The organism is Kitasatospora sp. NA04385, assembly GCF_013364235.1.
Classification (GTDB): Bacteria; Actinomycetota; Actinomycetes; order Streptomycetales; family Streptomycetaceae; genus Kitasatospora.
The window spans coordinates 6,243,783-6,268,889 of record NZ_CP054919.1 but is presented as its reverse complement, the minus strand read 5'-3'; the positions used below and the strand labels follow the sequence as shown (position 1 = coordinate 6,268,889).

At 72.8% G+C, this 25,107-nt stretch carries 20 protein-coding genes and 1 pseudogene; 9 read left to right on the top strand and 12 right to left on the bottom strand.

Features of this window, described 5'->3' with window-relative positions; genetic code table 11:
- Window positions 1-82: 82 nt before the first annotated feature.
- From HUT16_RS27840 to HUT16_RS27830, 3 genes are read right to left on the bottom strand one after another with little or no spacing between them, the layout of a single operon-like run.
- On the bottom strand, window positions 83-901 hold the full coding sequence (locus HUT16_RS27840) for a carbohydrate ABC transporter permease (RefSeq protein WP_176190798.1): 819 nt from the start codon (window positions 899-901) through the stop codon (window positions 83-85).
- Entirely contained in the window at window positions 901-1,836 is a 936-nt protein-coding gene (locus HUT16_RS27835; RefSeq protein WP_254898014.1) for a carbohydrate ABC transporter permease, read from the bottom strand. The genes HUT16_RS27840 and HUT16_RS27835 overlap by 1 nt, the downstream gene beginning before the upstream one ends.
- 17 nt (window positions 1,837-1,853) lie before the next feature.
- Complete coding sequence (locus tag HUT16_RS27830; RefSeq protein WP_176190797.1) at window positions 1,854-3,143, bottom strand: ABC transporter substrate-binding protein; 1,290 nt, start codon at window positions 3,141-3,143, stop codon at window positions 1,854-1,856.
- Window positions 3,144-3,308: 165 nt separating this feature from the next.
- Between HUT16_RS27830 and HUT16_RS27825 the strand changes: the two genes are divergently transcribed.
- From HUT16_RS27825 to HUT16_RS27805, 5 genes are all read left to right on the top strand, one after another.
- Window positions 3,309-4,334, top strand: a complete 1,026-nt coding sequence (locus HUT16_RS27825) for a LacI family DNA-binding transcriptional regulator (protein WP_176190796.1) — start codon at window positions 3,309-3,311, stop codon at window positions 4,332-4,334.
- A gap of 132 nt (window positions 4,335-4,466) precedes the next feature.
- A complete protein-coding gene (locus HUT16_RS27820; protein ID WP_303392106.1) occupies window positions 4,467-5,720 on the top strand; it encodes an FAD-binding protein in 1,254 nt (417 codons plus the stop codon).
- Window positions 5,721-6,202: 482 nt separating this feature from the next.
- Entirely contained in the window at window positions 6,203-7,243 is a 1,041-nt protein-coding gene (locus HUT16_RS27815) for a polysaccharide deacetylase family protein (RefSeq protein WP_176190795.1), read from the top strand.
- A gap of 457 nt (window positions 7,244-7,700) precedes the next feature.
- Window positions 7,701-8,648, top strand: a complete 948-nt coding sequence (locus HUT16_RS27810; RefSeq protein WP_176190794.1) for a glycoside hydrolase family 11 protein — start codon at window positions 7,701-7,703, stop codon at window positions 8,646-8,648.
- A gap of 89 nt (window positions 8,649-8,737) precedes the next feature.
- Window positions 8,738-9,196, top strand: coding sequence for a hypothetical protein (locus HUT16_RS27805; RefSeq protein ID WP_176190793.1), 459 nt, complete (start codon window positions 8,738-8,740; stop codon window positions 9,194-9,196).
- A gap of 113 nt (window positions 9,197-9,309) precedes the next feature.
- Here the strand turns inward: HUT16_RS27805 and HUT16_RS27800 are convergent, their stop codons facing one another.
- Window positions 9,310-10,554, bottom strand: coding sequence for a cellulose-binding domain-containing protein (locus HUT16_RS27800; RefSeq protein WP_176190792.1), 1,245 nt, complete (start codon window positions 10,552-10,554; stop codon window positions 9,310-9,312).
- A gap of 101 nt (window positions 10,555-10,655) precedes the next feature.
- Complete coding sequence (locus tag HUT16_RS27795; RefSeq protein ID WP_176190791.1) at window positions 10,656-11,828, bottom strand: lytic polysaccharide monooxygenase; 1,173 nt, start codon at window positions 11,826-11,828, stop codon at window positions 10,656-10,658.
- Window positions 11,829-12,110: 282 nt separating this feature from the next.
- On the opposite strand from HUT16_RS27795, the gene HUT16_RS27790 reads away from it, so the two are divergent.
- Entirely contained in the window at window positions 12,111-12,791 is a 681-nt protein-coding gene (locus tag HUT16_RS27790; RefSeq protein ID WP_176190790.1) for an HD family hydrolase, read from the top strand.
- Between the two features lie 40 nt (window positions 12,792-12,831).
- On the opposite strand, the gene HUT16_RS27785 is transcribed toward HUT16_RS27790, so the two are convergent.
- The 5 genes from HUT16_RS27785 to HUT16_RS27765 form a co-directional block, all read right to left on the bottom strand.
- The gene (locus tag HUT16_RS27785; protein ID WP_176190789.1) at window positions 12,832-13,524 is read right to left on the bottom strand and encodes a response regulator transcription factor; all 693 of its coding nucleotides are present in this window, start codon (window positions 13,522-13,524) and stop codon (window positions 12,832-12,834) included.
- 4 nt (window positions 13,525-13,528) lie between these two features.
- Entirely contained in the window at window positions 13,529-14,851 is a 1,323-nt protein-coding gene (locus tag HUT16_RS27780) for a sensor histidine kinase (protein ID WP_368662715.1), read from the bottom strand.
- A 23-nt stretch (window positions 14,852-14,874) separates the two neighbouring features.
- Complete coding sequence (locus tag HUT16_RS27775; RefSeq protein WP_176190787.1) at window positions 14,875-15,873, bottom strand: CPBP family intramembrane glutamic endopeptidase; 999 nt, start codon at window positions 15,871-15,873, stop codon at window positions 14,875-14,877.
- A gap of 212 nt (window positions 15,874-16,085) precedes the next feature.
- Complete coding sequence (locus tag HUT16_RS27770) at window positions 16,086-16,715, bottom strand: hypothetical protein (RefSeq protein ID WP_176190786.1); 630 nt, start codon at window positions 16,713-16,715, stop codon at window positions 16,086-16,088.
- Window positions 16,712-17,878 (bottom strand): sigma factor-like helix-turn-helix DNA-binding protein, encoded by a 1,167-nt coding sequence (locus HUT16_RS27765; protein ID WP_176190785.1) that lies wholly within the window; start codon window positions 17,876-17,878, stop codon window positions 16,712-16,714. Before HUT16_RS27765 ends, HUT16_RS27770 begins: the two co-directional genes overlap by 4 nt.
- Before the next feature lie 418 nt (window positions 17,879-18,296).
- Between HUT16_RS27765 and HUT16_RS27760 the strand changes: the two genes are divergently transcribed.
- The gene (locus HUT16_RS27760) at window positions 18,297-19,121 is read left to right on the top strand and encodes an SAM-dependent methyltransferase (RefSeq protein ID WP_176190784.1); all 825 of its coding nucleotides are present in this window, start codon (window positions 18,297-18,299) and stop codon (window positions 19,119-19,121) included.
- 721 nt (window positions 19,122-19,842) lie between these two features.
- Window positions 19,843-20,121: a MerR family transcriptional regulator gene (locus tag HUT16_RS27755; RefSeq protein ID WP_254898378.1), complete on the top strand. Its 279-nt coding sequence runs from the start codon at window positions 19,843-19,845 to the stop codon at window positions 20,119-20,121.
- Window positions 20,122-20,915: 794 nt separating this feature from the next.
- Here the strand turns inward: HUT16_RS27755 and HUT16_RS27750 are convergent.
- Window positions 20,916-21,335: pseudogene (locus HUT16_RS27750) on the bottom strand (HNH endonuclease); the annotation flags it as partial.
- Window positions 21,336-21,352: 17 nt separating this feature from the next.
- On the opposite strand from HUT16_RS27750, the gene HUT16_RS27745 reads away from it, so the two are divergent.
- The gene (locus HUT16_RS27745; RefSeq protein WP_254898436.1) at window positions 21,353-21,550 is read left to right on the top strand and encodes a hypothetical protein; all 198 of its coding nucleotides are present in this window, start codon (window positions 21,353-21,355) and stop codon (window positions 21,548-21,550) included.
- A 331-nt stretch (window positions 21,551-21,881) separates the two neighbouring features.
- On the opposite strand, the gene HUT16_RS27740 is transcribed toward HUT16_RS27745, so the two are convergent.
- A complete protein-coding gene (locus HUT16_RS27740) occupies window positions 21,882-25,076 on the bottom strand; it encodes a ricin-type beta-trefoil lectin domain protein (protein ID WP_176190782.1) in 3,195 nt (1,064 codons plus the stop codon).
- Window positions 25,077-25,107 lie beyond the last annotated feature (31 nt).

Genomic DNA, 25,107 nt, shown 5'->3' with positions numbered 1-25,107 from the left:
GCGTCGGCGGGGGCGGAGGTCGGGGCCGCGGCGGGGGCGGGGGTCGGGGCTTCGGCAGGAACGGCCAGGTTCATCTTGTCGGTCACTTTCCTCCGACGCCCATGAGGCCCTGGACCAAGGCACGCCGGGCGAACAGGTAGACGATGAAGATCGGGAGCATCGACAGCACGACGGCGCTGAGCAGGCCGGGCACGTCGACGCCGTGCTCGGTCTGGAAGTTGTACAGGCCGAGCGTGATGACCTTGGTGCTCTCGGACTGGGTGAGGATCAGCGGGAACAGGAAGCCGTTCCAGGCCTGGAGGGCGGAGAACACCACGACGGAGGAGAGGCCGCCCCTGGAGAGCGGCACCACCAGCTGCCAGAACACCCGCCAGGGGCTGGCGCCGTCCATGGCCATCGCCTCGTACAGCTCGTTGGTGATGTCGCGCATCGCGCCGGTGAGCACCAGCGTGCACACCGGCAGGCAGAACGCGGCGGTGGGCAGGATGACGCCGATCAGCCGGTCGTACAGGCCGGCCTTGCTGATGACGTAGAACATCGGGACGATCACGGCCTGCGCGGGGATCGCCAGGCCGAGCAGGAAGACCCGGAAGACCGTGCTGATGGTCCTGCCCCGGGCGCGCACGATGGCGTAGGCCAGCGGGGGCACGACGAGCAGCACGATCGCGACGACGCTGACGGTGACGATCAGGGTGTTGAGGAAGTCCTGGCCGAATCCGTTGGAGAAGTCGTCGAAGTAGTTCTGCAGGGTCAGGTGCTCGGGGAAGCTGAGCGGGCCCTCGGAGGAGTAGCTGGAGCGGGTCCGGAAGGTGGAGATCAGCAGCACGTACAGCGGGAAGCCGACCAGGACCAGCCAGACCAGCGAGCCGAGCCCGGCCAGGTAGTTGGGGCGCCGGCGCATCACAGTCCCTCCGAGGTGCTGCGCATCCTGTCGTAGCCGGAGAGCCGGACGACGGCGAGCGAGATCAGGGTGGCGACCACCACGAGGACCAGGGCGATGGCCGAGCCGGAGCCGAAGTCGAAGCTCTTGAAGGCTTGTTGGTACATGTAGTAGGCGCTGTTGGTGGTGTCGGTGCCGGGGCCGCCCTGGGTGAGGATCAGGACGGTGTCGAAGGTGGTGAGTCCGCCGACCAGCATCAGGATCACCGAGGTGATCATGGTGTTGCGCAGCTGCGGCAGGGTGATGTGCAGGAACTGCCGCACCTTGCCGGCGCCGTCGATCGCCGCGGCCTGGTAGAGCACCTGCGGGATCGCCCGGGCGCCGCCCTGGTAGAGCAGGGCGTGCATGGGCGTCCACTGCCACATGCCGACGAAGGTCAGCACGGCGATGGCACCGCTCCGACTGCCCATCAGGTTGCCGTCGCCGAACAGCCACGGCAGCTGCGAGGGGACGCCGAAGTTGGGGTCGAGGACGGCCCGCCAGACCACCGAGATCGCGGTGGCGGACAGCAGCAGCGGGACGAAGAAGACCGCGGACAGCACGGCCCGGTTGCGCTGGTGCCCGGCCGCCCACACGCCCAGCAGGATGCTGACGGGGGTCTGCACGAGCACGCCGGCCGCGGTGAGCACCAGGGTGAGCCAGATGCTCTGGGTCATCACCGGGTCGTGCAGCAGCTTGGTCCAGTTGTCCAGGCCGTTGAAGGCCGGCGAGCCGACGCCGTCCCAGCTGGTGAAGGAGAGGACCGCCACCAGCACCAGGGGGAGCAGGGCGAAGAGGAGGAAGAAGACGGTCGCGGGTACCGCCCAGACGATGCCCGGGCGGGTCACCCCGACGCCGGTCCGGCGCCCGGCCCGCACGCGGCGGACGGACGCGGACCCGGAGGAGAGTGCACTCATGGGATTCGTCCCGGAGCTCAGGATGCGGGCAGGGCCTGCATGGCCTTGATGAAGCCGTCCACGTCGAGCTTGCCGTTGAAGAACTGCTGGACGGCGGTGTGGATCGGCACGGTGGCGGCCGGCGGGTACGCCTGGTCCCAGGACAGCTGGAACGACGGGGCGGCCTTGACCAGGTCGTACTGGAACTCGGAGTACGCGGGGTCGTCCGCGCTGGTCAGGAACTGCTCGGTGCCGGTGGTGGTCGGCAGGTTGCCGATCGCCAGCTGCGCGTTGACGAACTCGTCGGAGTACATCAGCTTGAGGAACTCCGCGACCTCCTTGGGGTGCTTGGTCTTCTTCAGCACCGAGTAGAAGTTGTTAGTGTTGCCGACCAGGTCGGCCGGGTCGCCCTTGCCGCCGGCCACGGACGGGAAGCTGCTGTAGCCGAGGTCGTTCTTGGCGAAGTCGGGGTTGGCGTCCTGCTGGGTGGCGTACGCCCAGGAGCCCATCAGCTCGAACGCCGCCTTGCCCTTGGCCAGCAGGGCCGGGGAGCCGCCGTCGGTGAACTTCACCGAGTCGTAGTTCGAGCCGAACGCGCCCGCGTCGACCAACTGCTTGAGCATGCCGAGGGCCTTCTTCGACTCCGGGCTCTCCCAGGCCGCCTTGTCGCCGGACAGCGCCTTCTGGAACAGCTCGGGGCCGGCCACCCGGTCGAAGACGTACTCGTACCACATCAGGGTCGGCCACTGGTCGCCGCCGCCGAGGGCGAACGGGGTGACGCCCTTGCCCTTGAGCACCTGGACGGCGTTGAGCAGCTCGTCCCAGGTCTTCGGGGCGCTCAGGCCGGCGTCGGCCAGCACCTTCTTGTTGTCGAACAGCAGCACCGGCTGGGTGCCGCGCATCGGGATGCCGTACGCCTTGCCGTCGATCACCGCGGTGTTGAACACCGAGGGCAGGAAGTTGCTCTTCAGCTGCGGGTCGGCGGCGATCATGTCGTCCAGCGGGAGCAGCAGGTCCGCCTTGACGTAGGGCTGGATGCTGCCGCCGCCCCAGTTGAAGAAGACGTCCGGGGCCTGCGGGGTGTTGATGATGGTGTTCAGCTTGGACTGGTAGTCCGCGCCGGGGATGGTGTCCAGCACGACCTTGACCTTCGAGGTCTTGTTGAAGGTCTCGACGATCTGCTTCTCGACCTTGTTGCTGGCGTCGCCGTAGACCAGCACGTGGATCGTGTCGGAGCCGCCGCCGGCGGAGGAGCCGCTGCCGCAGGCCGTCACGCCCACGGTCGCCAGGGAGAGGCCGAGGGCCACAGCGAAGGTGCGTCTCTTCATCAGGAGTCTCCTAAAGTTTCGAGCCGAGTCTCGAAATAACTGCCTGGCCGGGACGCTAAGTTGCGAACATGTTGCGGGTCAACCCCTCGTACCGAGGGTTACTGAAGCGTGATCCGGGGCCGATCGAGGGGTTGGCCGGGATCGCCCGTGCCCTATGCTGCGTGCATGGAAAAGGGCGATGAACTGGGACGGGTCACCCTCGCGGACATCGCGCGAGAGGCCGAAGTCTCGGTTTCGACGGTTTCGAAGGTCCTCAACGGACGTACCGACGTCTCGGCGTCCACCCGCGGCCGGGTCGAACGGGTGCTGCGCGAGCACGACTACCAGCGCGCCGCCCGCAACGGCGGCGAGGCCCCGCTGATCGAGATCGTCTTCCACGAGCTCGACAGCCTCTGGGCGATGGAACTGCTGCGCGGCGTCGAGACCGTCGCCAACGAGCACGGGGCCGCGGTGGTGGTCGCGCACAGCGGCTCCCGGCACGCGCCCGGGCCCGGCTGGATCGACGCGGTGCTGCGCCGGCGGCCGCTCGGCGTGGTGCTGGTCTTCTCCAGCCTGCCGCCCGAGCTCAAGCGCCAACTGCGGGCCCGCTCCATCCCGTTCGTCATCATCGACCCGGCCGGCAACCCCGACCCGGACATCCCCTCGGTCGGCTCGGCCAACTGGGCCGGCGGCCTGGCCGCCACCCGGCACCTGATCGAGCTGGGCCACCGGCGGATCGGCATCGTCACCGGCCCCGAGGACACCCTCTGCTCGCTGGCCCGGCTCGACGGCTACCGCTCCGCGATGTCGATGGCCGGGCTGGAGGTCGACCCCGAGCTGGTCGCCTTCGGCGACTTCCACGCCGAGGGCGGACTCGCCCGCGCCAAGCGGCTGTTGGAGCTGCCCGACCGGCCCACCGCGATCTTCGCCGGCAGCGACCTGCAGGCCCTCGGCGTGATGGAGGCCGCCCGGCTCCGCGGGCTGCGCGTCCCCGAGGAGCTGTCCGTGGTCGGCTACGACGACCTGGACATCGCCAAGTGGACCAGCCCCGCGCTGACCACCGTCCGCCAGCCGCTGCGCGAGATGGCCGAGCAGGCCACCCGCCTGATCCTCGCCCTGCGCAACGGCGAGGCGAGCGCCGCACCCACCCGGCTGGAGCTCTCCACCACCCTGGTGGTGCGCTCCAGCACGGTGGCGCCCGGGCCGCACTGAGCCGGATTCGAAACTTTCGGCCGCCCGCCCCCCTTGCCCTTCCGGCCTGGGCGGACTAATTTGTAGTCCGCCATGACAAATGGGAACGGCCGATGCTCGGGCGCCCCGCACCGACCACCCCGGGGTGTCCCGATGACGACCGACGACCTGGTGACCGACGGCCCGCTGACCAACTGGGCGGGCAACCTCGCCTACCGCGCCCGCGCCGTGCACCGGCCCCGCTCGGTGGACGAGCTGCGCGAGCTGGTCCGCCGCAGCGACCGCGTCCGGGCCCTGGGCAGCGGGCACTCCTTCAGCCCGGTCGCCGACACCGACGGGGACCTGGTCCTGCTGGACGGCCTGCCCTCCCGGATCGAGATCGCCCCGGACGCCCGCAGCGTCACCGTCTCCGCCGCCACCCGCTACGCGGACCTGGCCGTCGCCCTCCAGGCGGCGGGCCTGGCCCTGGAGAACCTGGCCTCGCTGCCGCACATCTCGGTCGCCGGCGCCACCGCGACCGGCACCCACGGCTCGGGCCCCGGCCGCCGCTCGCTCGCCGCCGCCGTCCGCTCGCTGGAGCTGATCGGCCCCGACGGCGAGAGCCGCACCACCGCGCACCCCGGCGAGGTGGTGCACCTCGGCGCGCTCGGCATCGCCACCGCGCTCACCCTGGACGTCGTCCCCGCCTTCGCCCTGCGGCAGTACGTCCACCTCGGCCTGCCGCTGGCCCGCTACGCCGCGCACCTGGACGAGGTGCACGCCGCCGGGTACAGCGTCAGCCTGTTCACCGACTGGGGCTCGGACACCGGCCGGGTCTGGGTCAAGCAGCTCGACGACGGCAGCCCCGCCGCGACCGTCCCCGGCGCCCGCCCGGCCACCGCCCCCGAACACCCGGTGCCCGGCATGCCCGTCGCCCCCTGCACGCCCCAGCTGGGCGAACCCGGCCCCTGGCACCGGCGGCTGCCGCACTTCCGCCCCGAGTTCACCCCCAGCAGCGGCGCCGAGCTCCAGTCCGAGTACCTGCTGCCGCGCCCGGCCGCCGAGGCCGCGATCGCCGAACTCCGCTCGCTGGGAGCCCGGTTGGCCCCGGTGCTGCACATCTCCGAGGTGCGCACGGTCGCCGCCGACGGCCTGTGGCTGAGCCCCGCGTACGGGCGGGACTCGGTGGCCTTCCACTTCACCTGGAAGCCCGACCCCGTCGCCCTCGCCCCCGTCCTCGCGGACGTGGAGCGCGCGCTGCTGCCCCTGGGCGGCCGCCCGCACTGGGGAAAGGTCACGCACTCCCCGCAGGCCGCGGCCGCCGGGCACGAGCGGTTGGCCGACTTCCTGGCGCTGCGTCAGGAGGCCGACCCGGCGGGCAAGTTCACCAACCGCTTCACCGAACGGCTGGCCGCCGCCCTGGCCTGACCCGGTCTGGCCTGACCCGCTCCGCCCCTCGACCACCCCGCTCCACCCCGACTCCGCCGCCCGGGCGGCACCCCGCTTCGCCCGCCCGGTCCGCGGTACCCCGTCCCCACGCCGCGCCGCCCGCACCCCGCCCGGGGCGCGGGCGGGCGGACCCGCGGGGACGGGCCGACCGGCCGTCGGCCCGCAACGGCGCGGACCCAGCCGACGGCCGGCCCAGGCTTCCGAAACCCGATCGGACCCGGGGCGGCCCGCCCGTCGACCGCCTTCCCGCCCCCCGCCGCACGGTATCGGCGGTGTTTCCGGCCCCATTCCGGCGGAATTCCGAATGTTCCCGGAAAGTTTCAACCTGAACATTGACACCCGAACTGCCCGGGTCAAAACTCTTCGACGTCGGCCGCCGTCCCGCCGACCACCGTCGAGCCGGGCAGCCGGTTCCATCCGCCTCCCGGGCTCCCCAGCGAACCACGAGGAGTCGCACCCCCATGCGCATCACCACGCTCGCGCCGCGCCCGCTGATCGCGGCCCTGGCCGTCGCCGCCACCGCGGCCGCCGCACTGACCGCCACCGCACTCGACCCCGCCCCCGCCCGGGCCGCCGGCTGCACCGGCTACGTCGGACTCACCTTCGACGACGGCCCCTCCAACGACCACACCCCCGCCCTGCTGAGCGCCCTCCAGCACAACGGCCTGCGGGGCACCGTGTTCAACGAGGGCCAGTACGCCGCCGCGTACCCCGCCCAGGTCAGGGCCGAGCTCGCCGCCGGCATGTGGATCGGCAACCACAGCTACACCCACCCGCACCTGGTCCAGCAGAGCCAGGCGCAGATCGACTCCGAGGTCGGCACCACCCAGTCCGCCATCGCCAACGCGGGCGGCGGCACCCCGAAGCTGTTCCGCCCGCCGTACGGCGAGACCAACGCGACGCTGAAGTCCGTCGAGGCCAAGTACGGCCTGACCGAGGTGATCTGGGACGTCGACTCGCAGGACTGGAACGGCGCGAGCACCGCCGCGATCGTCCAGGCCGTCGGCCGCCTGGGCAACGGCCAGGTGATCCTGATGCACGAGTGGCCCGCCAACACCCTCGCCGCCATCCCGCAGATCGCCCAGAACCTGGCCGCCCGCGGCCTGTGCGCCGGCATGATCTCCCCGCAGACCGGCCGCGCCGTCGCCCCGACCGACAACGGCGGCGGCACGGGCGGCGGTACGGGCGGCGGCACCGGTGGCGGCACGGGCGGTGGCACGGGCGGTACGGGTGGCGGGAGTTGCACCGCGGCGCTCTCCGCCGGCAGCTCCTGGAGCGACCGCTACAACCTCAACGTCACGGTCTCCGGCGCCAACAGCTGGAAGGTCACCGTCAAGGTGCCCAGCCCCGAGAAGGTCAGCTCCACCTGGAACGCCACCACCAGCTACCCCGACGCCCAGACCCTCGTCGCCACCCCCAACGGCTCCGGCAACACCTGGGGCATGACCATCATGAAGAACGGCTCCACCACCTGGCCCACCGCCACCTGCACCACCGGCTGAAACGCCGGTCCCACCGAATTCCGGGCAGCCGGAAGAGGCCTTTTCCGGGGCGTGCGGGAAAGGCGGAAAAGTTCAGCCGTGTACGTATCTGTCCGACGCAGGGAGGTGCACATCCCCTCCGCTCGGCAATCCGCTTTCAGCGGCCCCGGCCACCACCCTCCGGCTCAGCCCAGCCCCTCCCGGCTTCGAAATTTTCGAAGCCTTCTTGCCGAAAACTATGCCCCATCGCACCGCCCGCCGCCATCGAACGCGCGGGGCGAGATGTTCGACCATCCCTCCCCCTCCCGACACTACCGGCGCCGACCAGCGGATTTACTGACGTAAGCTCAACTTCCTTACCACCGACGCATTCGGAAACATAGTCGAAAGCGTTGACAGCCCGTCAGCCACCGCTCAACACTGTCGCCGAGCCCCCCACAGCCCCGTTCCTCCACCCACCCACAGAACGGATCGCCTCGTGAAACTCCCCCACAAGCTCCGCGTCCTCCCGCTGGCCCTCGCCGCCGTCGTCCTGCTGCCCGGCACGGCCGACGCCGCGACGGTCACCACCAACCAGACCGGCAGCGACGGCGGGTACTTCTACTCGTTCTGGACCGAGGGCAGCGGCTCGGCCTCGATGTCCCTGAACGGCGGCGGCAACTACAGCACCTCCTGGACCAACGCCGGCAACTTCGTCGCCGGCAAGGGCTGGAGCACCGGTTCGCGCAACCCGGTGACGTACTCGGGCACCTGGAGCACCAGCGGCAACGCCTACCTGTCGCTGTACGGCTGGACCACCAACCCGCTGGTCGAGTACTACGTGGTCGAGAACTACGGCTCCTACAAGCCCACCGGCACCTACAAGGGCACCGTCACCAGCGACGGCGGCACCTACGACATCTACGAGACCACCCGCACCAACGCCCCCTCCATCGAGGGCAACAAGACCTTCAACCAGTACTGGAGCGTCCGCCAGTCCAAGCGCACCGGCGGCACCATCACCGTCGGCAACCACTTCGACGCCTGGGCCAAGTACGGCATGAACCTCGGCAGCATGAACTACGAGATCCTCGCCACCGAGGGCTACCAGAGCAGCGGCAGCTCCAACCTCACCCTGGGCACCTCCACCGGTGGCGGCGGTACGGGCGGCGACGGCAACGGGAGTTGCACTGCGGCGCTCTCCGCCGGCAGCTCCTGGAGCGACCGCTACAACCTCAACGTCAGCGTCACCGGCTCCAGCAACTGGAAGGTCACCGTCAAGGTGCCCAGCCCCGAGAAGGTCAGCTCCACCTGGAACACCAACGCCAGCTACCCCGACGCCCAGACCCTCGTCGCCACCCCCAACGGCTCCGGCAACACCTGGGGCATGACCATCATGAAGAACGGCTCCACCACCTGGCCCACCGCCACCTGCACCACCGGCTGACCCCGCCACCCGGCCACCCCCGGCCGTCGGACGCGTCGGCGGACGCGCCCGGCGGCCTTTCGGCCGGGGCTCACCCGCGCTGGGCGGCCGTGACCGCCCGGGCCATCCCCTGGGTGGGGCTGCCCGGGTACCTGTGGCGGCTGCCGTTCGCCTTCGGCTTCACCATGGGAACGGTGCAGCACGAGTCCTTCGACTGGCGGGTCAGCATGCCGTACGTCCTGACCCTGAGCACCGTGTCGGAGTGTCTGGCCCTGCTCTGTGTCGGTCTGGTCCGCGGCTGGGGCGAGGTGCTGCCCCACCGGCTCCCCCTGATCGGCGGCCGCCGGATACCGCCGCTCGCGGCGGTCGTCCCGGCCGCCCTCTGCGGGCTGGTGCTGACCTGGCTGCTGGTCGGCTGGGTCCTGGCGGTCTTCGGCCTGGGCACCAACCTCCAGTACACCGGCACCGGTTGGCAGGTGCTGGGCGAGAGCTGCCAGGGCGTCATGGTCCTGTGGGGACCGATGCTGCTGGCCGTCACCTACGCCTACTGGGTCCGCCGCCGCCGCTGAGCACCGGCACCCCGAGCCGGCCGGTGGCGGCGGACCGCCGGGCGACGGGCTGCGGTCAGCGGGCGGCGACCGACGCCCGGTGGTCGTCCGGGCGGCGGTCGCCGCGGAACGGGTCAGCAGGCGATCGGTGCCGAGCCCAGGGCCACGTCGTCGTACCAGAGGGTGTCGGCGCCGTTGCCGTACGCCTCCCAGCCGAGGTCCAGGGTGACCGGGCGGGGGGCGGTGGTGCGGGTGAGCCACTGCTGGTCGATGTCGGCGGTGGGGACGCCGTCGTCGTGCAGGCCGGGCACCTGCTGGTCGTTCAGCCAGGTGTCCATGGACTGCTTGGTGGTGTCGACGGCGAACCGGACGCAGACCCACTGGCCCACCGGCAGCGGCAGGCTCTGCGCGACGCCGACCGGGCTCTGCGCGGGCAGCGTGGCGTCGTCGGACTCCCGGTTCCACTGCAGCGCACCGTTCTGTCCGCCCAGCCGCAGGTGCTTGCCGCCGTTGGCGGCGTCGGCCATGGTGACCATCGCGATGTGGTCGGCGGGCAGCGCGGTGGTGTGGCGCACCCAGTACCTGGCGTACACCACCGGACCGACCGCGGAGACGTCCTTGGTGGTCGCCGCGAACACGTGGTTGCAGTAGCCGGCCCGGCCGTCGACCCGCAGCGAACGGCTGCCGCCGTGGGCCACCGAGGTGTCCACGGTCACCGTGCCGGCGCCCGCGCAGTCGGGGGCGGCGACGGTCCAGTCCCCGGTCAGGGTGCTGCCGCTCTGGTCCTCGAAGCCCGAGCAGACCACGGCCCCGAAGCAGCCTCCGGTGGGCGTCGGCGTGGGGGTGGGCGTCGGGGACGGGGACGGACTCGGGCTCGCGGGCGGCGTGGGGGTGGGCGTCGGGGACGGGGTCGGCGTGGGCGTGGGGGTGCCCGAACCCCCTTGGCAGGAGGCGCCGTTGAAGGCGAAGTCGGCGGGGGCCGGGTCGCTGCCCGACCAGGTGCCCTGCAGTCCGAAGGACACCGAACTCCCGCTCGCCACCGTCCCGTTGTAGCTCAGGCTGCTCGCCGTGACGGCGGTGCCGCTCTGGCTGAGCTGCGCGTTCCAGCCCGAGGTCACCTGCTGGCCGGCCGCGAACGTCCAGCTCAGCTTCCAACTGCCGACCGCCGCACCCGTGTTGGTGACGGTCACCTGCGCGGTGAAGCCGCCGGTCCACTCGTTGCCCACCCAGGAGACCCGGCAGGCCGCGCCCCCCGCGCCCCAGGCCGGTGCCGGGCCCTGCCCGAACCCGGCCAGCAGCCCGAGCACCACCGCGAGCACGGCGAGCACCGCTCCCCGTCCGCGCCGACTTCCGTACGTCCTCGCTCCGTCGTGCACCATGTCGAACCTCCTCGTGTCGTCGGTTCCGGTCCGTGGGTCGTGCGGGGCCCCGGGCCCGGGCCCGCCGCGGGCTGCGGCGGGCCCGGACCCGGGACGCGGGGTCACGCGGCGGTGCAGGAGATGGAGCCGGTCGGGAAGTTGTTGCCGGTGGAGTTGGCGAGGAAGCCGAACGTGGTGCTGGAGTTCGCGCCGATGGTGCCGTTGTAGGCCGCGTTCTTCACCGTCACGTCACTGCCCGAGGTGGTCAGCACCCCGCTCCACAGGTTGGTGATCGTGGTGCCGGTGCCCGTCCGCCAGCTCAGCGTCCAGGAGTTGACCGGCGTCGCGTTGTGGTTCATCACCTCGACCGACGCCTGGAACCCGCCGCCCCAGGAGCCGACCACGCTGTACGTCGCCATGCAGCCGCTGCCCGGCATCGTCGTACCGCTGGACGACGGGGACGGGGACGGCGACGTGCTCGCACTTGCACTCGGGCTCGGGCTCGGACTCGGGCTCGCACTCACGCTCGCACTCGGGCTCGGGCTCGGGCTCGGGCTCGGGCTCGGGGAGGACGAGGAGGTCGGCAGGTGGATGCCGGTCACCTCGCCCTTGCCCCCGTCGAAGACCACGTCCGAGCAGGAGAAGAAGTTCTCCTGGCTGTCCGAACGCACCCACTGGATGAACATCAGGGCGTTCCCGCTGCGCCCCGACGGGAGCGTCAGGTTCCAGTAGTAGTGGCCGCCGTCCGCCCCGGGGCTGCCCACCTGCGCCGGGTTGGCGACGGTGGTGAGCAGGCTCAGGTCGGCCCAGGCCAGCGGGGTGGTCGGGGACCACCCCTGCCTGGTCAGGTAGATCCGGAACTCCCCCGGGTGCGCGGCCCAGTTGGAGTAGTCGACCTCGATCGCGGACCCGGAGGTCAGGTGCGTCCTGGGCCAGTCGTCCCGGGCCGCGTTGTAGGCCGAGAAGTCGTACGGGGACTTGTTGCCGGCGCTGCACAGCGTGCCGTCCGGCACGTAGCCCTGGCCGCGCCCGCCCGCGTTGGAGTCGAGCACCGCGAACCAGTTGTAGAGCGGCGTCGTCCCGCCCTGCGCGACGGCCGCCTTGCAGGCCGGGTTGGTCGGCGTCAGCGCGCCGTTCCCGGTGAGCCCGTCCTGGTAGCACAGGTACGTGCGCGAACCCGGCACCATCGCCACGCCGTGCGCGTGCGCCGGGGACAGGCCCAGCAGCAGCGCGCAGATCGTCACGGCCACGGTGGCGAGGGCCGCGACGATCGTCGGGGTCTTGCGTCGTGACATGAAACTTTCACCGCCTCGGTGGAAGGGGCCCGCCCGCACGCCCCGGCCGGGCAGGCCGTCTGACTGGGGAAAAGCCATGCTCATGCCATGAGCGGAAGGATTTCTGGGAGCGCTCCCAAGGCCCAAAGTAACGACCTGTCAAGCCCCTGTAAACGAACGCCCGCCCGACCCGACACCCCGGCCCCGACGAGCCGGCTTCCGGGCGTTCCCGCGGGTAGCCTGTTCGTGCACCCCTGCTCCGTCCCGCCGGCGCCGCACCGGACCGGCACCGGAAGGCTCACCATGACCAGCGACCACCAGCCGCCGGCCTTCGCCGCGTCCGTGCCGCAGCCCGCCGGAACGCCCGAACGGCTGCGCCGCCAGATCGAGTTCATCATCGAGGTGGACCAGCTCAAGGAGGTCCTCCGACGGAGCCCGCTGCTGGCCGCCGACCGGCGCGAGAACGACGCCGAGCACTCCTGGCACCTGGCCCTGATGACGCTGGTCCTCGCCGAGTACGCGGACGAGCCCGTCGACCCGGCCCGGGCGCTCGCCATGGTCGTGCTGCACGACCTGGTGGAGATCTACGCCGGGGACACCTTCCTGTACGACTCCGCGGGCGCCGCCGACCAGGAGGAGCGCGAACGCCGGGCCGCCGACCGGCTGTTCGCGATCCTGCCCGACGACCAGCGCGACCACTTCCGCGCCCTCTGGGACGAGTTCGAGGCGCGCGTCAGCCCCGAGGCCCGGTTCGCCAAGGCGATGGACCGCCTCCAGCCGCTCCTGCTCAACTACGGCAACCGCGGCGGCACTTGGCGCACCCCGGGGGTCACCGACGCGGACGTCCTGGCCCGCAAGTCCGTCATCGGCGACTCCTCCGCCGACCTGTGGGACTACGCCCGCACCCTGATCCGCACCGGCACCGACAACGGCTGGCTCCCCCGCGCCACCCCGCCCGCACCGCCCGTTCACCCCGTCCCCTGAAGCACCGCGGTCGCGGGGCCTCGCCCCGGCCGCGCGGTGCTCACAGCGAGTCGGGGGCGAGTCCGGCCCGGTGGGCGAGGACGACCGCCTGGACGCGGTCGCGCAGGCCGAGCTTCGCCAGGATCCGCGACACGTAGGTCTTGACGGTCTCGGGCGTGATGAACAGCTCCGCCGCGATCTCCGCGTTCGACAGCCCCTCGGCGATCAGCCGGAACACCTCCAGCTCACGGGGGGTCAGCACCCGTACGACGTCCTGTCCGGCCGTCCGGGAGGCGTCGGCCGGCCGCAGGTGACCGGCGAAGTGGCCGATCAGGTGGCGGGTGACGGCGGGGGCCAGCAGGGCCTCGCCCCGGGCGACGGTCCGGATGCCGTTGACCAGCTCCGCCGGGGGCGCGTCCTTGAGCAGGAAGCCGCTCGCCCCGGCGCGCAGCGCGTCGTAGACGTGGGCGTCCACGTTGAAGGTGGTGACGACCAGGACCTTCGGCGCGCCCTCGGCGCCGGGGCCGGCCAGTCGGCGGGTCGCCCGGATGCCGTCGAGCAGCGGCATCCGGATGTCCATCACCACCACGTCGGGGCGCAGCCGCTGCGCGGCCCGCACCGCCTCGTGGCCGTTCTCGGCCTCCCCGACCACCTCCAGGTCGGGCTGCGCCGAGAAGATCGTGACGTAGCCGGTCCGCACCAGCGCCTGGTCGTCGCAGACGAGCACGCGGATCGGTGACGGTGCGTCGCTCACGGGGTCACTCCTGGAGGGGGTCGGACGGGATCACGGCACGGACCTCGAACCCGCCCTCGGGTAGGGGACCGGCCTCAAGTTCACCATCGAGCATCCGCACCCGGGCCCGCAGCCCGGTCAGTCCCCGTCCGCCCCCGGCGACGACCCCGGGCCCGACGGCACCGCCCCCGGCGACGGCCCCGGGCCCGGGCCTGGAGGCCCCGCGTGCGGCCGGGACGGTGGCGGGCCCGTCCGTGACGACCTCGATCCGCACCTGCCCGTCGCCGTACCGGAGCAGGACCCGGGTCGGCTCGCCCGGGGCGTGCTTGAGGGCGTTGGTGAGCGCCTCCTGCACCACCCGGTACGCGGCCAGTTCCACGTCCACGGCGTGCGGGCGCCGCTCGCCCTGCCGGCTGAACTCGACCGGCTGACCCGCCCGGCGGGCCCGCTCGACCAGGTCCCCCACCCGGCCCGGGGCGGGCGCCCGGTCATCGGCCGCGAAACCGTCGGCAGCGGCACCGTCGGCAGCGGCACCGCCCGTCGCGGAACCGCCCGTCGCAGAGCCGACGCTCGCGGAGCCGACGCTCGCGGAGTCGCCAGTCGCCTCCAGGACGCCCAGCAGGTACCGCAGTTCGGTCAGCGCCCGTCGGCCGGTGTCGCTGACGGCCGCCAGCCCCTCCGCGGCGCGTTCCGGTGCGGAGGCGATCAGGAACTGGGCCGCGTCGGCCTGGACCACCATGGCCGTCACGTGGTGGGTGACCACGTCGTGCAGTTCGCGGGCGATCCGCGCCCGCTCGGTGACGGTGGCGGCCTCGGCGTCCGCCCGCCGCCGCCGCGCCTCCGCCGCCCGCCGTGCGCGCACCGTGCTGCCCACCAGCCAGAACCCGGCCAGGATCAGGAAGAACGCCAGGTAGTCCGGCACCGACTGGGGCGAGCCGAGGCGGTGCAGGACGACGGCCAGCGCCGCGCCGCCCGCGCCCGTCGCGACGGCCAGGGCCGGACGGCGGCGGACCTGGTGGGCCCCGGCGGAGTACAGGGCCAGGTACAGCCCGACGCTCGCGAACGTGGTGCCGTAACCCAGCGCCTGGTGCACGGCGAACGCCGCCGCGACGGCGGCCAGGCAGGCCGCGGGCCACCGCCGACGGACCGTCAGCGGCAGGGCGTGGGCCAGGACCAGCCCGGTGCCCAGCGGGTCGGCCGGGCGCGCGGGCAGGTCGCCGATCTGCGCGCCGATGCCGGACAGGGTCGGTACGAAGGCCGCCAGGGCGAGCGCCAGGGCGAGGGCGCCGTCCCTGAGGAGGACGTCCCGCTCCCGCCACCGGTCGAACGGCGCCCGGAACGGTGCCAAGCCCGTGGGGGTCCGACGGAGCGTCACTTCTCTTGTCCTCCCGTGATTCCGGCTCGGCGCCCCGCGCGCCGACGGCCGACCGGCCCGCCCTCCCGACGGCCGACCAGCCCGCCCTCCCGACGGCCGACCAGCCCGCCCTCGCGGCGGGCGAGCACCAGCATCCGGGCGGCGAGGGCCAGCGCGGCCAGGACGGGCACCACCGAGGCCTCCAGGCCGAAGCTGCCGCCGTTCAGCAGCGCCGGGCCGTGGACGCCGACGGTGAACAGGCCGTCAGGGGCGTGTCCGGAGACCGGGATGCCGAGCAGCTGCTCCGCGGTGTTCCAGGTGAAGTGCAGGCCCGCGACGAACCAGATGCTACGCCGCCACAGGAACGCGGCCCCGAGCAGGGCGCCCGCCTCCAGGGCGATCGCCACCCCGCTCCAGGGGTTGGCCCCCGGGGTGCCCAGGTGGGCGACGCCGAAGAACACCGAGGTGATCACGAGGGCGGCCCGGCTCCCCCACAGCCGTTCCAGGGCCTGGAGGGCGAGGGCGCGGAACATCAGTTCCTCGGTGACCGAGGCGCCGATCTGCACCATGACGGCGGACCCGACCAGCGACAGCACGCCGCCGCCCGCCCAGGAGAACGAGTAGCCCCCGCACAGCGTGATCACCAGGGCGGAGGCGAGGACGAAGACCAGGCCGATCCCGCCGCCGAGCAGCGCCGCCCGCCCGGCCCCGGACCGGGCCGCCTCCGGCGTGGGGCGCCCCGCCAGCCGCTGCGTGACCAGCCGGTACACCAGCACCGCGGCGGCCGCCCCCAGCGCCGGAACCGGGCCGGGCCCGGTCGCCGTCAGGGCCGAGACCAGCGCGACGCCCGCCATCCCCGTCAGCATCCAGCCCAGCGGGGAGCGCACGATCCGGCCCACCCGGCCGCCACGCCCGACGTGCTCGACGTGCTCCCCGCCCCGGCCCGCGCCGGTTTCCGCGCCGGTTTCCGTGCCGGTGTCCGTCCCGGCGGCCGTCCCGGTGTCCGTCGTCCCCATGGTGTCCTCCCCTGTCGCGGTCGGCCCCGCGCCGACCCGACCACCACGCTAGGAATCCGCGGGCGCCCGCGGATCACCCGCGCCGGGACGCCCCCGGTAGCTCGCGCGGGGGATGCGCCGCCCGCCGCGGCGTGCTCCTCCGCACCGGAGCTCCTCACCGCCCCGCCCCCGCTCCCCTGAGCCACCCGCTGAACCCGCCGCGCGCGCGGCGTTCAGCAGTTCTCGGCCGCGGCCTTCAGGTGGCACACGACGTCCGGGCTCCAGTGCGGGACCTCCGGCCAGTCGTGGTGGTCGTCCTGCACCGGAAGGGACTTGAGGACCGCCGCCATCCGGGCGGGCAGCCGGGGCGCGAGCCCCTGCTTGCAGCGGGCGAGTATGTCGGCGCGCACCCGGCGCGGCACCAGCGGCCGCTCGGGCGAAGGCATCCGCCACTGCGGCTGCGGCTCGTCGGCGAGCTTCTCCGCCTGGTGCCGCCAGAACTGCGCGTCCCGCGGTTCGCCCCGCGACTGGTGCCAGAACCACAGGCAGGAGGCCGCGAGGTGGCTGCCGCCCCCGGCCGCGAACTCCCACCAGAACCGGGCGCCCTCCTCGTAGTCGGCGAGGTTCAGCAGCACCCCGAGCACCAGCGCGCCCTCGGGCCGCTCCACCTCGCTGTCCACCAGCTTGGCCAGCGTCGCGGCGGACGCCGGGTTCGCCAGGATCAGCGAGCACAGCAGCCCGAGTTCGTGCCGGGCCTGGCGGTGCGCGAGGCGCAGCGGCGCGGGCGCCGCCTCCCGGCTGCGCTCCAGCACCACCTTCGCCGACGCTCCCACCGACCACACCGTGGCGGACACCCCGCTCATGCGCTCCCCCGTCCGAGCTTCTTCTTCAAACAGTTCCTGGCGTGGCGGGCGTTGGAGCGGACCGTCGAGACGCTGGAGCCCAGGTAGGCCGCCACCGTCTTCTCCGGCAGCTCCAGCACGTAGCGCAGGACGAAGACCTCCTGCTGGCACCTGGGCAGCGACAGGATGGCCCCGTAGACCTCGCTCGCGCCCTTCCCGCGTTTCAGCATCGCCCGCGCCTGCTCCCCCGCCGTCCGGATCGCCCGGCGCCGCTGGTCCCCGGGCTCGCCGGTGCCCGCGTCGACGCCCGGGTGCGTGACATCCGGGGACGTGACATCCGGGGACGTGACATCCGGGTGCGTGACGCCGAGCATCCGCTGGAGTCGGCCGCTGGCGCGGCGGTCGTTGGACCGCACCTCCCCGACCGTCGAGCCCAGGTGGTCCGCCACCTCCTGCTCCGGCAGGCCCAGCAGGAAGCGCAGGACCACGACGTCCTGCTGGGGCCCGGGCAACGACAGGATCGCCGCGCAGACCGGGCTCGTCTCCTTCCCGGTCCTCAGGTCCTGCCGCACGGCTTCCACCTCCGCACGGATCTCCCGCCGCTGGTGCCCGGGCTCGCGGCCCCTCCCGTGGAGGTCGGGGGGCGCGGCCGCGAGCTTGGCCTGGAGCCGCTCCCCGGCCCGGCGGGCGTGGGAGCGCACCTTCCCGACCGTCGAGCCCAGGTAGGCCGCGACCGTCTGCTCCGGCAGTTCCAGGACGTACCGCAGGACGACCACGTCCTGGCAGTCCTCGGGCAGCGACAGGATCGCCTCGTAGATCCCGCTCTCGTCCTGCCCGGGCCGCACCGTCAGCCGCAGGCGCTCCGCCGCCGTCCGGATCGCCCGGCGCCACTGCTCCCGGGGCTCGTCCGTGCTCCCCCCGGCCTCCGCCACGGCGAGCGCACGGGCGATCTCGACCTTCAGCACCTTCCACGCCTCGGCGGCCGGCTCCGGCGCGCGCAGCAGCAGCTGCCACTCGCCCCAGAGCAGGTGGCGCACGGCGTCCACCACCGTGCGGGCGCGTTCCTCGGAGAGCCGCCGCACCTGCGCCGTCGCGAACCACGACCGTTCGTACGTCTCGCAGAACGCGTTGAAGGTCAGCTGGTCACGCCGCTGCCCCACCACCAGCCCTAGCTCCGGGTCCACCGTTCTCCCTCTCCGGCGGGGCGCACCCCCGCCGACCGATCACGACCCGCGCCCCCGAACCGCACGCCGATGCCCTGACCGAGGGAACTGATGTCCCCTCAGATTTACATCTCATCGCATCTTGGCCCCTCTGGTGAAAACGGATTTTCCCGAACATCCACCGGTCAAAGTCCGTCCCTCCGAGAACAGTTGAGATCAGTGCACGACCTCTTGCGCCGACCGGGCCCACCGGACCGACCGGACCGACCGCCGAGCCGGGCACGGGCGGGCCGGCGGCCTCCGCGCCCCGTCGGCTGGTTGCCCGTCGCCGCGGTGGGGCATGATCTGATGAGCTCCGCGCCGGGGGGTGCGCCACCGCCCGCTCCACCCCCGGGTCCGGCACGGCCGACGAAGGACTCAGCGACCAGGGGGACGCGCGATGCCCGACGAAACCACCCGGCAGACACCAGAGATCGGGATCAACCTCGACATCCACCGGCCGCACTCGGCCCGGATGTACGACTACTACCTGGGCGGCGTGACGAACTTCCCGGCCGACCGCGAGGCCGCCGGCCGCGCCCTCGACGCCTTCCCCAACGCCCGGCTCGCCGCCCACGCCAACCGCGGCTTCATGCACCGCTCCATCCGCGCGCTCGCCGTGCTCGGCGTCGACCAGTTCCTCGACGTCGGCACCGGCATCCCCACCTCGCCGAACCTGCACGAGATCGCGCAGCGCATCAATCCCGCCGTCCGGGCCGTCTACGCCGACAACGACCCCATCGTCCTGACCCACGCCGAGGCGCTGCTCAACAGCACCCCCGAGGGCCGCACCGCCTACGTCCAGGGCGACGTCCGCACCCCCGACACCATCCTGGACGCGGCCGCCGAGATCCTCGACCTCGCCCGCCCGGTCGCGCTGAGCATGAACGCCCTGCTCCACTTCATCGCCGACCGCCCCGACCGCAGCGCCGCCGACCTCGTCGCCGCCTTCACCGCCCGCCTCGCCCCCGGCAGCTACCTGGCCATCAGCCACTTCACCCCCGACTTCGAACCCGAGGCCACCGCCCGCCTCGTCGAGGTCTACCGCAACTCCGGCACCGAGGCCCAGGCCCGCACCCGCGACGAGATCGCCGCCCTCTTCCACGGCTGGCACGTCCTGGACCCCGGCATCGTCTCCACCCCCCGCTGGCGCCCCGACGCCGACACCGCGGCCGTCACCGACCAGCAGGCCTCCTGCTACGCCGCCATCGCCCGCCTCGACTGAACCGCCCCGCCCCCACCAGTCTGGCGGAGCCGCGGCGCCCCCGTGCAACACAACCGGAAAGCGGCCCGCCCCCCGCGCCCATGCCCTGCGGGGCGCAGACTACCTGCCTCCCGGGCGCCGGAAAATCTATCGTGGCCGAGGTAGACATTGACCCGCCACGGGGTTAGCGTTTCTCTCGTAAGCGCAGTGCAGAGATGGCCCGGCAGACATGAACTGGCGGGAGGCATCGAAGAAGTTCGCAGGTCGGCACGGCAGTGGGGTCCTGAAGCCAGCGTGTGTGCAGTGAGGCGACGGGGTCGACGGCCGGGCCGGGCAGCCCGCGGTCATCAGGGGCTGCCAGCAAGCAGTACCAGCAGTTGGCAGTACCAGTCCACGAAGAGGGAGAACGGAGGGACAGAGCGCCATCAGGATCGCCCGGCCCGTGATGCCTTTCACCCGGGCGGACACCGCAGACCCCCTTTGAGTACGAGGACGGTGGTTTTCGGTCACGCATACGCGATCCCCGCAGCTCCCCCCTTCCGGGGCAGCGCGGAACAAGGAACCCGGCCAAGGCCGGTAGATGGTGTTGTTTCCCCTTCGGGGCCCCGGAGCCGCCACGGCGCCGGGGCCCCTCGACGCGTTCTCCGGAACCAAGAGAGGTGCAGTGACTACGACGACCGACCAGCCCCACACCCCGGACCCCGTCAGCTCGTTCGACGATGACGACTACCCCGCCTACACCATGGGCCGGGCCGCCGCGATGACCGGCACCACCGCCGGCTTCCTACGCACCCTGGGCGACCAGGGCCTCATCACCCCACTGCGCTCCGAGGGCGGCCACCGCCGCTACTCCCGCTACCAGCTGCGGATCGCGATGCGCGCCCGCGACCTCGTCGACCAGGGCACTGCGATCGACGCGGCCTGCCGCATCATCGTCCTGGAGGACCAGCTCGAAGAGGCACTGCGCATCAACGAGCAATTCCGCCGCCAGGCCGGCCCGGACGCCGCGGCCGACACCTGACCCCACCGCAACGAGTGGTGGCCGGGCGGCGGTGATGTCGCACCGCGACGGTGCGGAGCGGCGGCCTCGCCCGGCAGTCGTGGTTCCGCGGGCCGGTCGGCCGAGCGCGGGAGGTCCGCCGGTCACCCGGGGAGGGGCATCGCCGGAACCGTCACGTAAAGGCGTTCGACCGGGAACGGGCGGGCAGCGGAGACGGGGCCGGCGAGAATCCGGGCCCCGGCGGTCCCGGCGACGGCTTCGGCGACGAACCGGGCCTCGGGGCCGGCGGCGGCGGTGAGGTCCGGCCCTTGCGCTGGGCGTGCCACTTGCTGCCGGGAACGCTCCCTCGGGCCCGGCGACCCGGTGGATCTCCGACGGGCCGCGTCCCGCCTTGACGCCCTTCTGGGCGGCCCGGGCCTGGTGGTCGCGGTAGTAGTCCCGCCAGTCCTTGATGTTCTCGTCCACGTTGTCGGGGTGGTACGGGTCGTTCCACGGGCCGCCCGCCCTGCCGCCGAACGCGGGTTGCGAGCCGTATCCCGAGGAACGTTGGTGCGCGGCGATAGACCCAGCGGGTCGTAGTAGCGGTGGACGTTGTGGTGGAGGCGGGTCTCGGGGTCGAAGTACCGGCCGGGGAAGCGCAACGGGGTGTAGGTGGTGCTGGTCCGCGGCCACGCGGTGGCGCCCCACAGGGCAGCGTCCGCTTACCCGGCGCGTGGAGGTGCCGCGCGAGCACCGGCCCCTGGGCCGGACGTCGCACCGACCCTCGGCGTGATCGGCACGTCCGCCCGCTGACTCCACCGACCGGACGGCCGTCGTCAGACGCCGGGCGCGGGGGTCGCGGCCTCCCGGGGCTCGCCGTGGAAGACCTGGGCGGTGTGCCACGTCCGGTGCCGGTCGGCGACCGGCGGGATCCCCGGCTGCGGGCCGGTGACCGGGCGGCCGGCCAGCGCGAGCACCTGCTGCCGGCTGGTCTCGCTGCGGCCGACGAAGCGCCGGGAGACCAGGACGCGGTGCCCCTCCCCCAGGCCCAGGACGCCCTTGTCGAAGAGCTTGTGGTGCAGGGAGCACAGGCACAGGCCGTTGTCGACCTCGTCCGGCCCGTCATGGGCCCACCACCGCACGTGGGCCGCCTCCAGGCCGACCGCGCTCGCGCCGAGCATCCCGTCGTAGCCGCAGAAGGCGCACTGGAACTCGTAGGCGGTCAGCACGAGTTCGCGCATCCGCCGGTCCCGCCTCCACCCGCTTCGCCACCGTGCACGCCGTCTCCGCCAACACCCGCCGTTTCTGGGAGGTACCCGATCCGGCGGTACTGGACTACACCCCCGTCGACAACGCCGAACCCCACGCCGCAGACATCCCCGGAGCCGACCTCCCGGCCGACCCGGCAGCACCCCAGGCCGGCCCCTACGCCCTGCCCGAGTTCACCCTCCCGCACCTCCTCCGGTCCTGACCACACGGCCACCCGTGAGCGACACCCGCGACGCGGCCGGGCCGACACCGCCGATCAGACATGAATGTCGTGCGCCGACGTCGTGGTGCACCGCATGCGGTGCACGTTCGTCTGTACCAGGTTGTGCACTTTCTCACAGGAACGCCGACACGGAGCGGTGCGTGTGGGCCACCCACGCCTGTTCCCAGCCCTCCAGGGTTGATGACGACCGGTCGAGGGCACCGTCCGGCTGACCGCGGTGCCCCCCGCTCGGAGCTTGTCCGAGCGGGGTGCAGCGCCGCAGTACGTCTACTCGCTGTGGGCGCGCTGTGCAGGGTGCGCGGTGCGTCGTTCAGCTCGCGGTGGGGATCTTCCACTGCTGCTGGCCGGCTCCGGTGACGCAGTCCCAGAGCTGGAGCCGGGTGCCGTTGCCGGTTTCGGCGCCGGCCGCGTCGAGGCACTTGCCGTGGGACTTCAGCCGGCTGGTGTCCGGGTCGTAGGTCCACTGCTGGGCCGGTGTGCCGTTGCAGGTGTACAGCTGTACCGGTGTGCCGTTGGCGTCGGAGCCGAAGCGGACGTCGAGGCACTTGCCCATGGCCCGGACGGTGTGGTCGCCCGGCAGCGTCCAGGTCTGCGCCGGGGTGTTGTTGCAGTCGTAGAGCTGGACCTGGGTCCAGTCCGCGTCGGCGGCGTCCGGGAGGTCGACGCAGCGGGCGCTGGCGGCTCCGGTGATCGGCCCCGTCGGGGTCCGGTCCGCACAGCCGGTGGGGCCGGTGGTGGCGGCCGGGTGCCGGGTGGGCAGGTGCAGGGTGCTTCCGGCGGCGACCTGGTGGACGGCCCCGCTGCGGTCGCGCACGGACAGGGCCGGGCCCGAGCGGACGGTGACCGTGGTGTCCTGCTGACCGACGGAGACGTCGAAGGTGCTGCCGTGCCACTTCAGCCCGGTCACGTCGTCGCCGGGCAGTTGGGCGGGCAGGAACGGGTCGACGGTGACGGCGTCGGTGCCCCAGCGCAGGCCGGTGAAGCCGTACAGGAACTGCTGGAGGTAGCCGCCGCTGCCGGTGGTGAAGGTGAACGTTCCGCCGGTGCGGGCTTCGTGGAACTGGTTGAAGGGTGCGCCCAGGAAGGGGTCGACGCTGTCGCGGAGGTGGTTGTAGGCCGTGCAGCCGGGCGAGCCGAGGGCGGCGGCATCGATGGTGGCGATGGCGTCGGTCATCGAGGGGCCGTTGGGGTCGGTGCGCCGGCTGTAGTAGTCGAGGTCGTTCTGGGCGGTGCTGGGCGCCATCGGTACGGCCCAGGGGTACTGGAGCATGGTGACGTCGGCCTGCTTGGTGCCCCGGCCGTCGTAGCCCTGGTACTCGACGTGGCGGTCGTTGGCGGTGTCCACCAGGATCGTCAGGCCGTCGGCGACCGTGTTCCAGGCCGGGTCGGCGGGCTGCTTGACGATGCCGGCGGCCTGGACGGCGATCCGCAGTGCCGCCTGCGCACTGGCATTGGTGTACACGCTGTCGTCGATGTCCCCGTTGTACTCGTCCGGGGGGATCACGTCGTTGATGTGGTAGTTGCCGCTGGAGTCGGGGACGGCCCGGGTGGCCCAGTAGTCGGCGATGCCCTTCAGCACGGGCCAGGCCTTGTCCCGCAGCCAGTCGGTGTCGCCGGTGGCCTGGTAGTACTGCCACTGCGCCAGGGCGATGTCGGAGTTGATGTGGATCTCCAGGGGCCCGGTGAGGCTGTCCAGCGGGGTGGCGTCGTTGCCGGTGAGGGCGCTCTCCCAGGGGAACTTGGCGCCCTTGATCGGCTGGGAGGGGGTGGACAGCGACGCGGCGTTGGCCTCGGCCTGCGGGAGGAGCTTCTGCCGGTAGGTGTTGGCGGCCTTGGCGATGTCGGGGTGCTGGGCCAGCAGCGCCGGGTACATCCACGTCTCCATGTCCCAGAAGACGTGGCCGCCGTAGCCGGCGGAGCCGTGGGTGGACAGGCCGCCCGGGGCGGCGCTCCAGGTGACGTCCGAACGCACGCCGGCCAGCAGGTAGAACATCGACGCGCGGATCTGCGCGGTCATCGCGGTGTCGCCGGGGACCGAGATCGTCGACTGCCACAGCTCGGCCCAGGCGGCGGAGTTGGCCGCGAGCGCCTGCCGGTAGCCGGCGGCGGCACCGGCGGCGGCCGCGTCCGCGGCGGCCTGCTGGGGGGTGGCTTCGGCGAGCGGGCGGTCGGTGTCGACGCTGGAGGCGGCGCCGACGAACTTGGTGACCTCGTAGGTCCGGCCGGCGGTCACCGGGAAGGTCGCGCGCTGGCCGGACGTGGTGCCGCCGGGCCCGGTCACCGGGGTGGAGGGCACGGTGGCGCCGTCCACCCGGAGCGCCGAGTGCAGGGCGGCGGTCACCAGGTCGCCGTCCGAGACGAGGCTCTGCGACAGCGTCGCGTGCGCGCCGTCGACCTGCGTGCCGTTGACGGACGCGTCGCTCAGCCCGCGCTCGTCGAAGCCGTCGACGGCCGCGGCCGTTCCGCTCCAGTGCGGTACCGCCCGGATCGTCACGGTGCCGAGGTGGGCGTGGGCCCGGTTGGCGTTCACCTCGTAGGTGAACGTCGTGCGGTCGCCCTCGGGCGAGGTCCAGTCGAACGAGGTGGTCAGCAGTCCGGTCCTGAGGTCCAGCGCCTGGCGGTAGTCGCCGGTGGCGCCGTTCTTCAGGTTGCCCCCGGTCGGGAGCGGGGCGCCGGCCGGGTAGGCGGAGACGTAGTCGACGTTGACCCTGGCCGTGTCGCCCTGGGCGACGGTGATCTCGACCGTGTTCGTTCCGGCGTTCAGGGTCGTCGGCACCGTCAGCAGCGCCCAGCTGTCCCAGTCGGGCGTGGCGGGCGCGTTCACCTGCTGGGGCACGCCGTTGACCGTGAGGTGGACGGTCTGCGGGCCGCCGCTGCCGTTGGAGTAGCGCACCGCCAGCGTCGCGGCTCCGCCCGGGGCGTCCAGGATCGGAATCACGTCCCGGGCGCCGACCGTCGGTGCGTCGTGGGTGTTCAGGCCGGCCAGGTAGCTGCCGGTGGTCGAGCCGGCGTGGGTGTCCTCGACGAACGCCCCGCCGGAGATCTGCCCGTGCCCGGCCGGGCACAGCTGGTCGAACGTGCACGGGCGTGGCGCCGGCACGCCGTAGACGCCGCCGTTGCCGTCGTCGCGCCCGAATCCGAGCGTGGTCCAGGTCGGCAGGCCCGCCCGCAGTTCCCGCTGCCCCTGGGGCAGGGCGTACAGGCCGGCCAGCTCCGACTGGACGGGTACCTTGCCGTCGCTGTAACCGGCTCCGGCCGCGGGGACCCGGGAGGCGAGGTACCCGTTGCCGACGAATGCCGGGGCGTAGTCGGTCGTGGTGTCGGTGGTGCTCAGCACCCATCCGTCGCTGCCGCCGGTCCCGGTGTCGGCGGCGGCCGGGGCCGGTGTCGCCGCGATGTCGGCGGCCAGGCAGCCGATGGCGAGTGCCAGCGCGAGGCGGGCCCACGGCCGCCGGGGGGTGCGTGAGGGTGCGTGCCGCGGTCGGGGTGGGAGGTGTCGGTCCATCGGAGCGGTGGCCCTCTCGTGAGAGATGCGC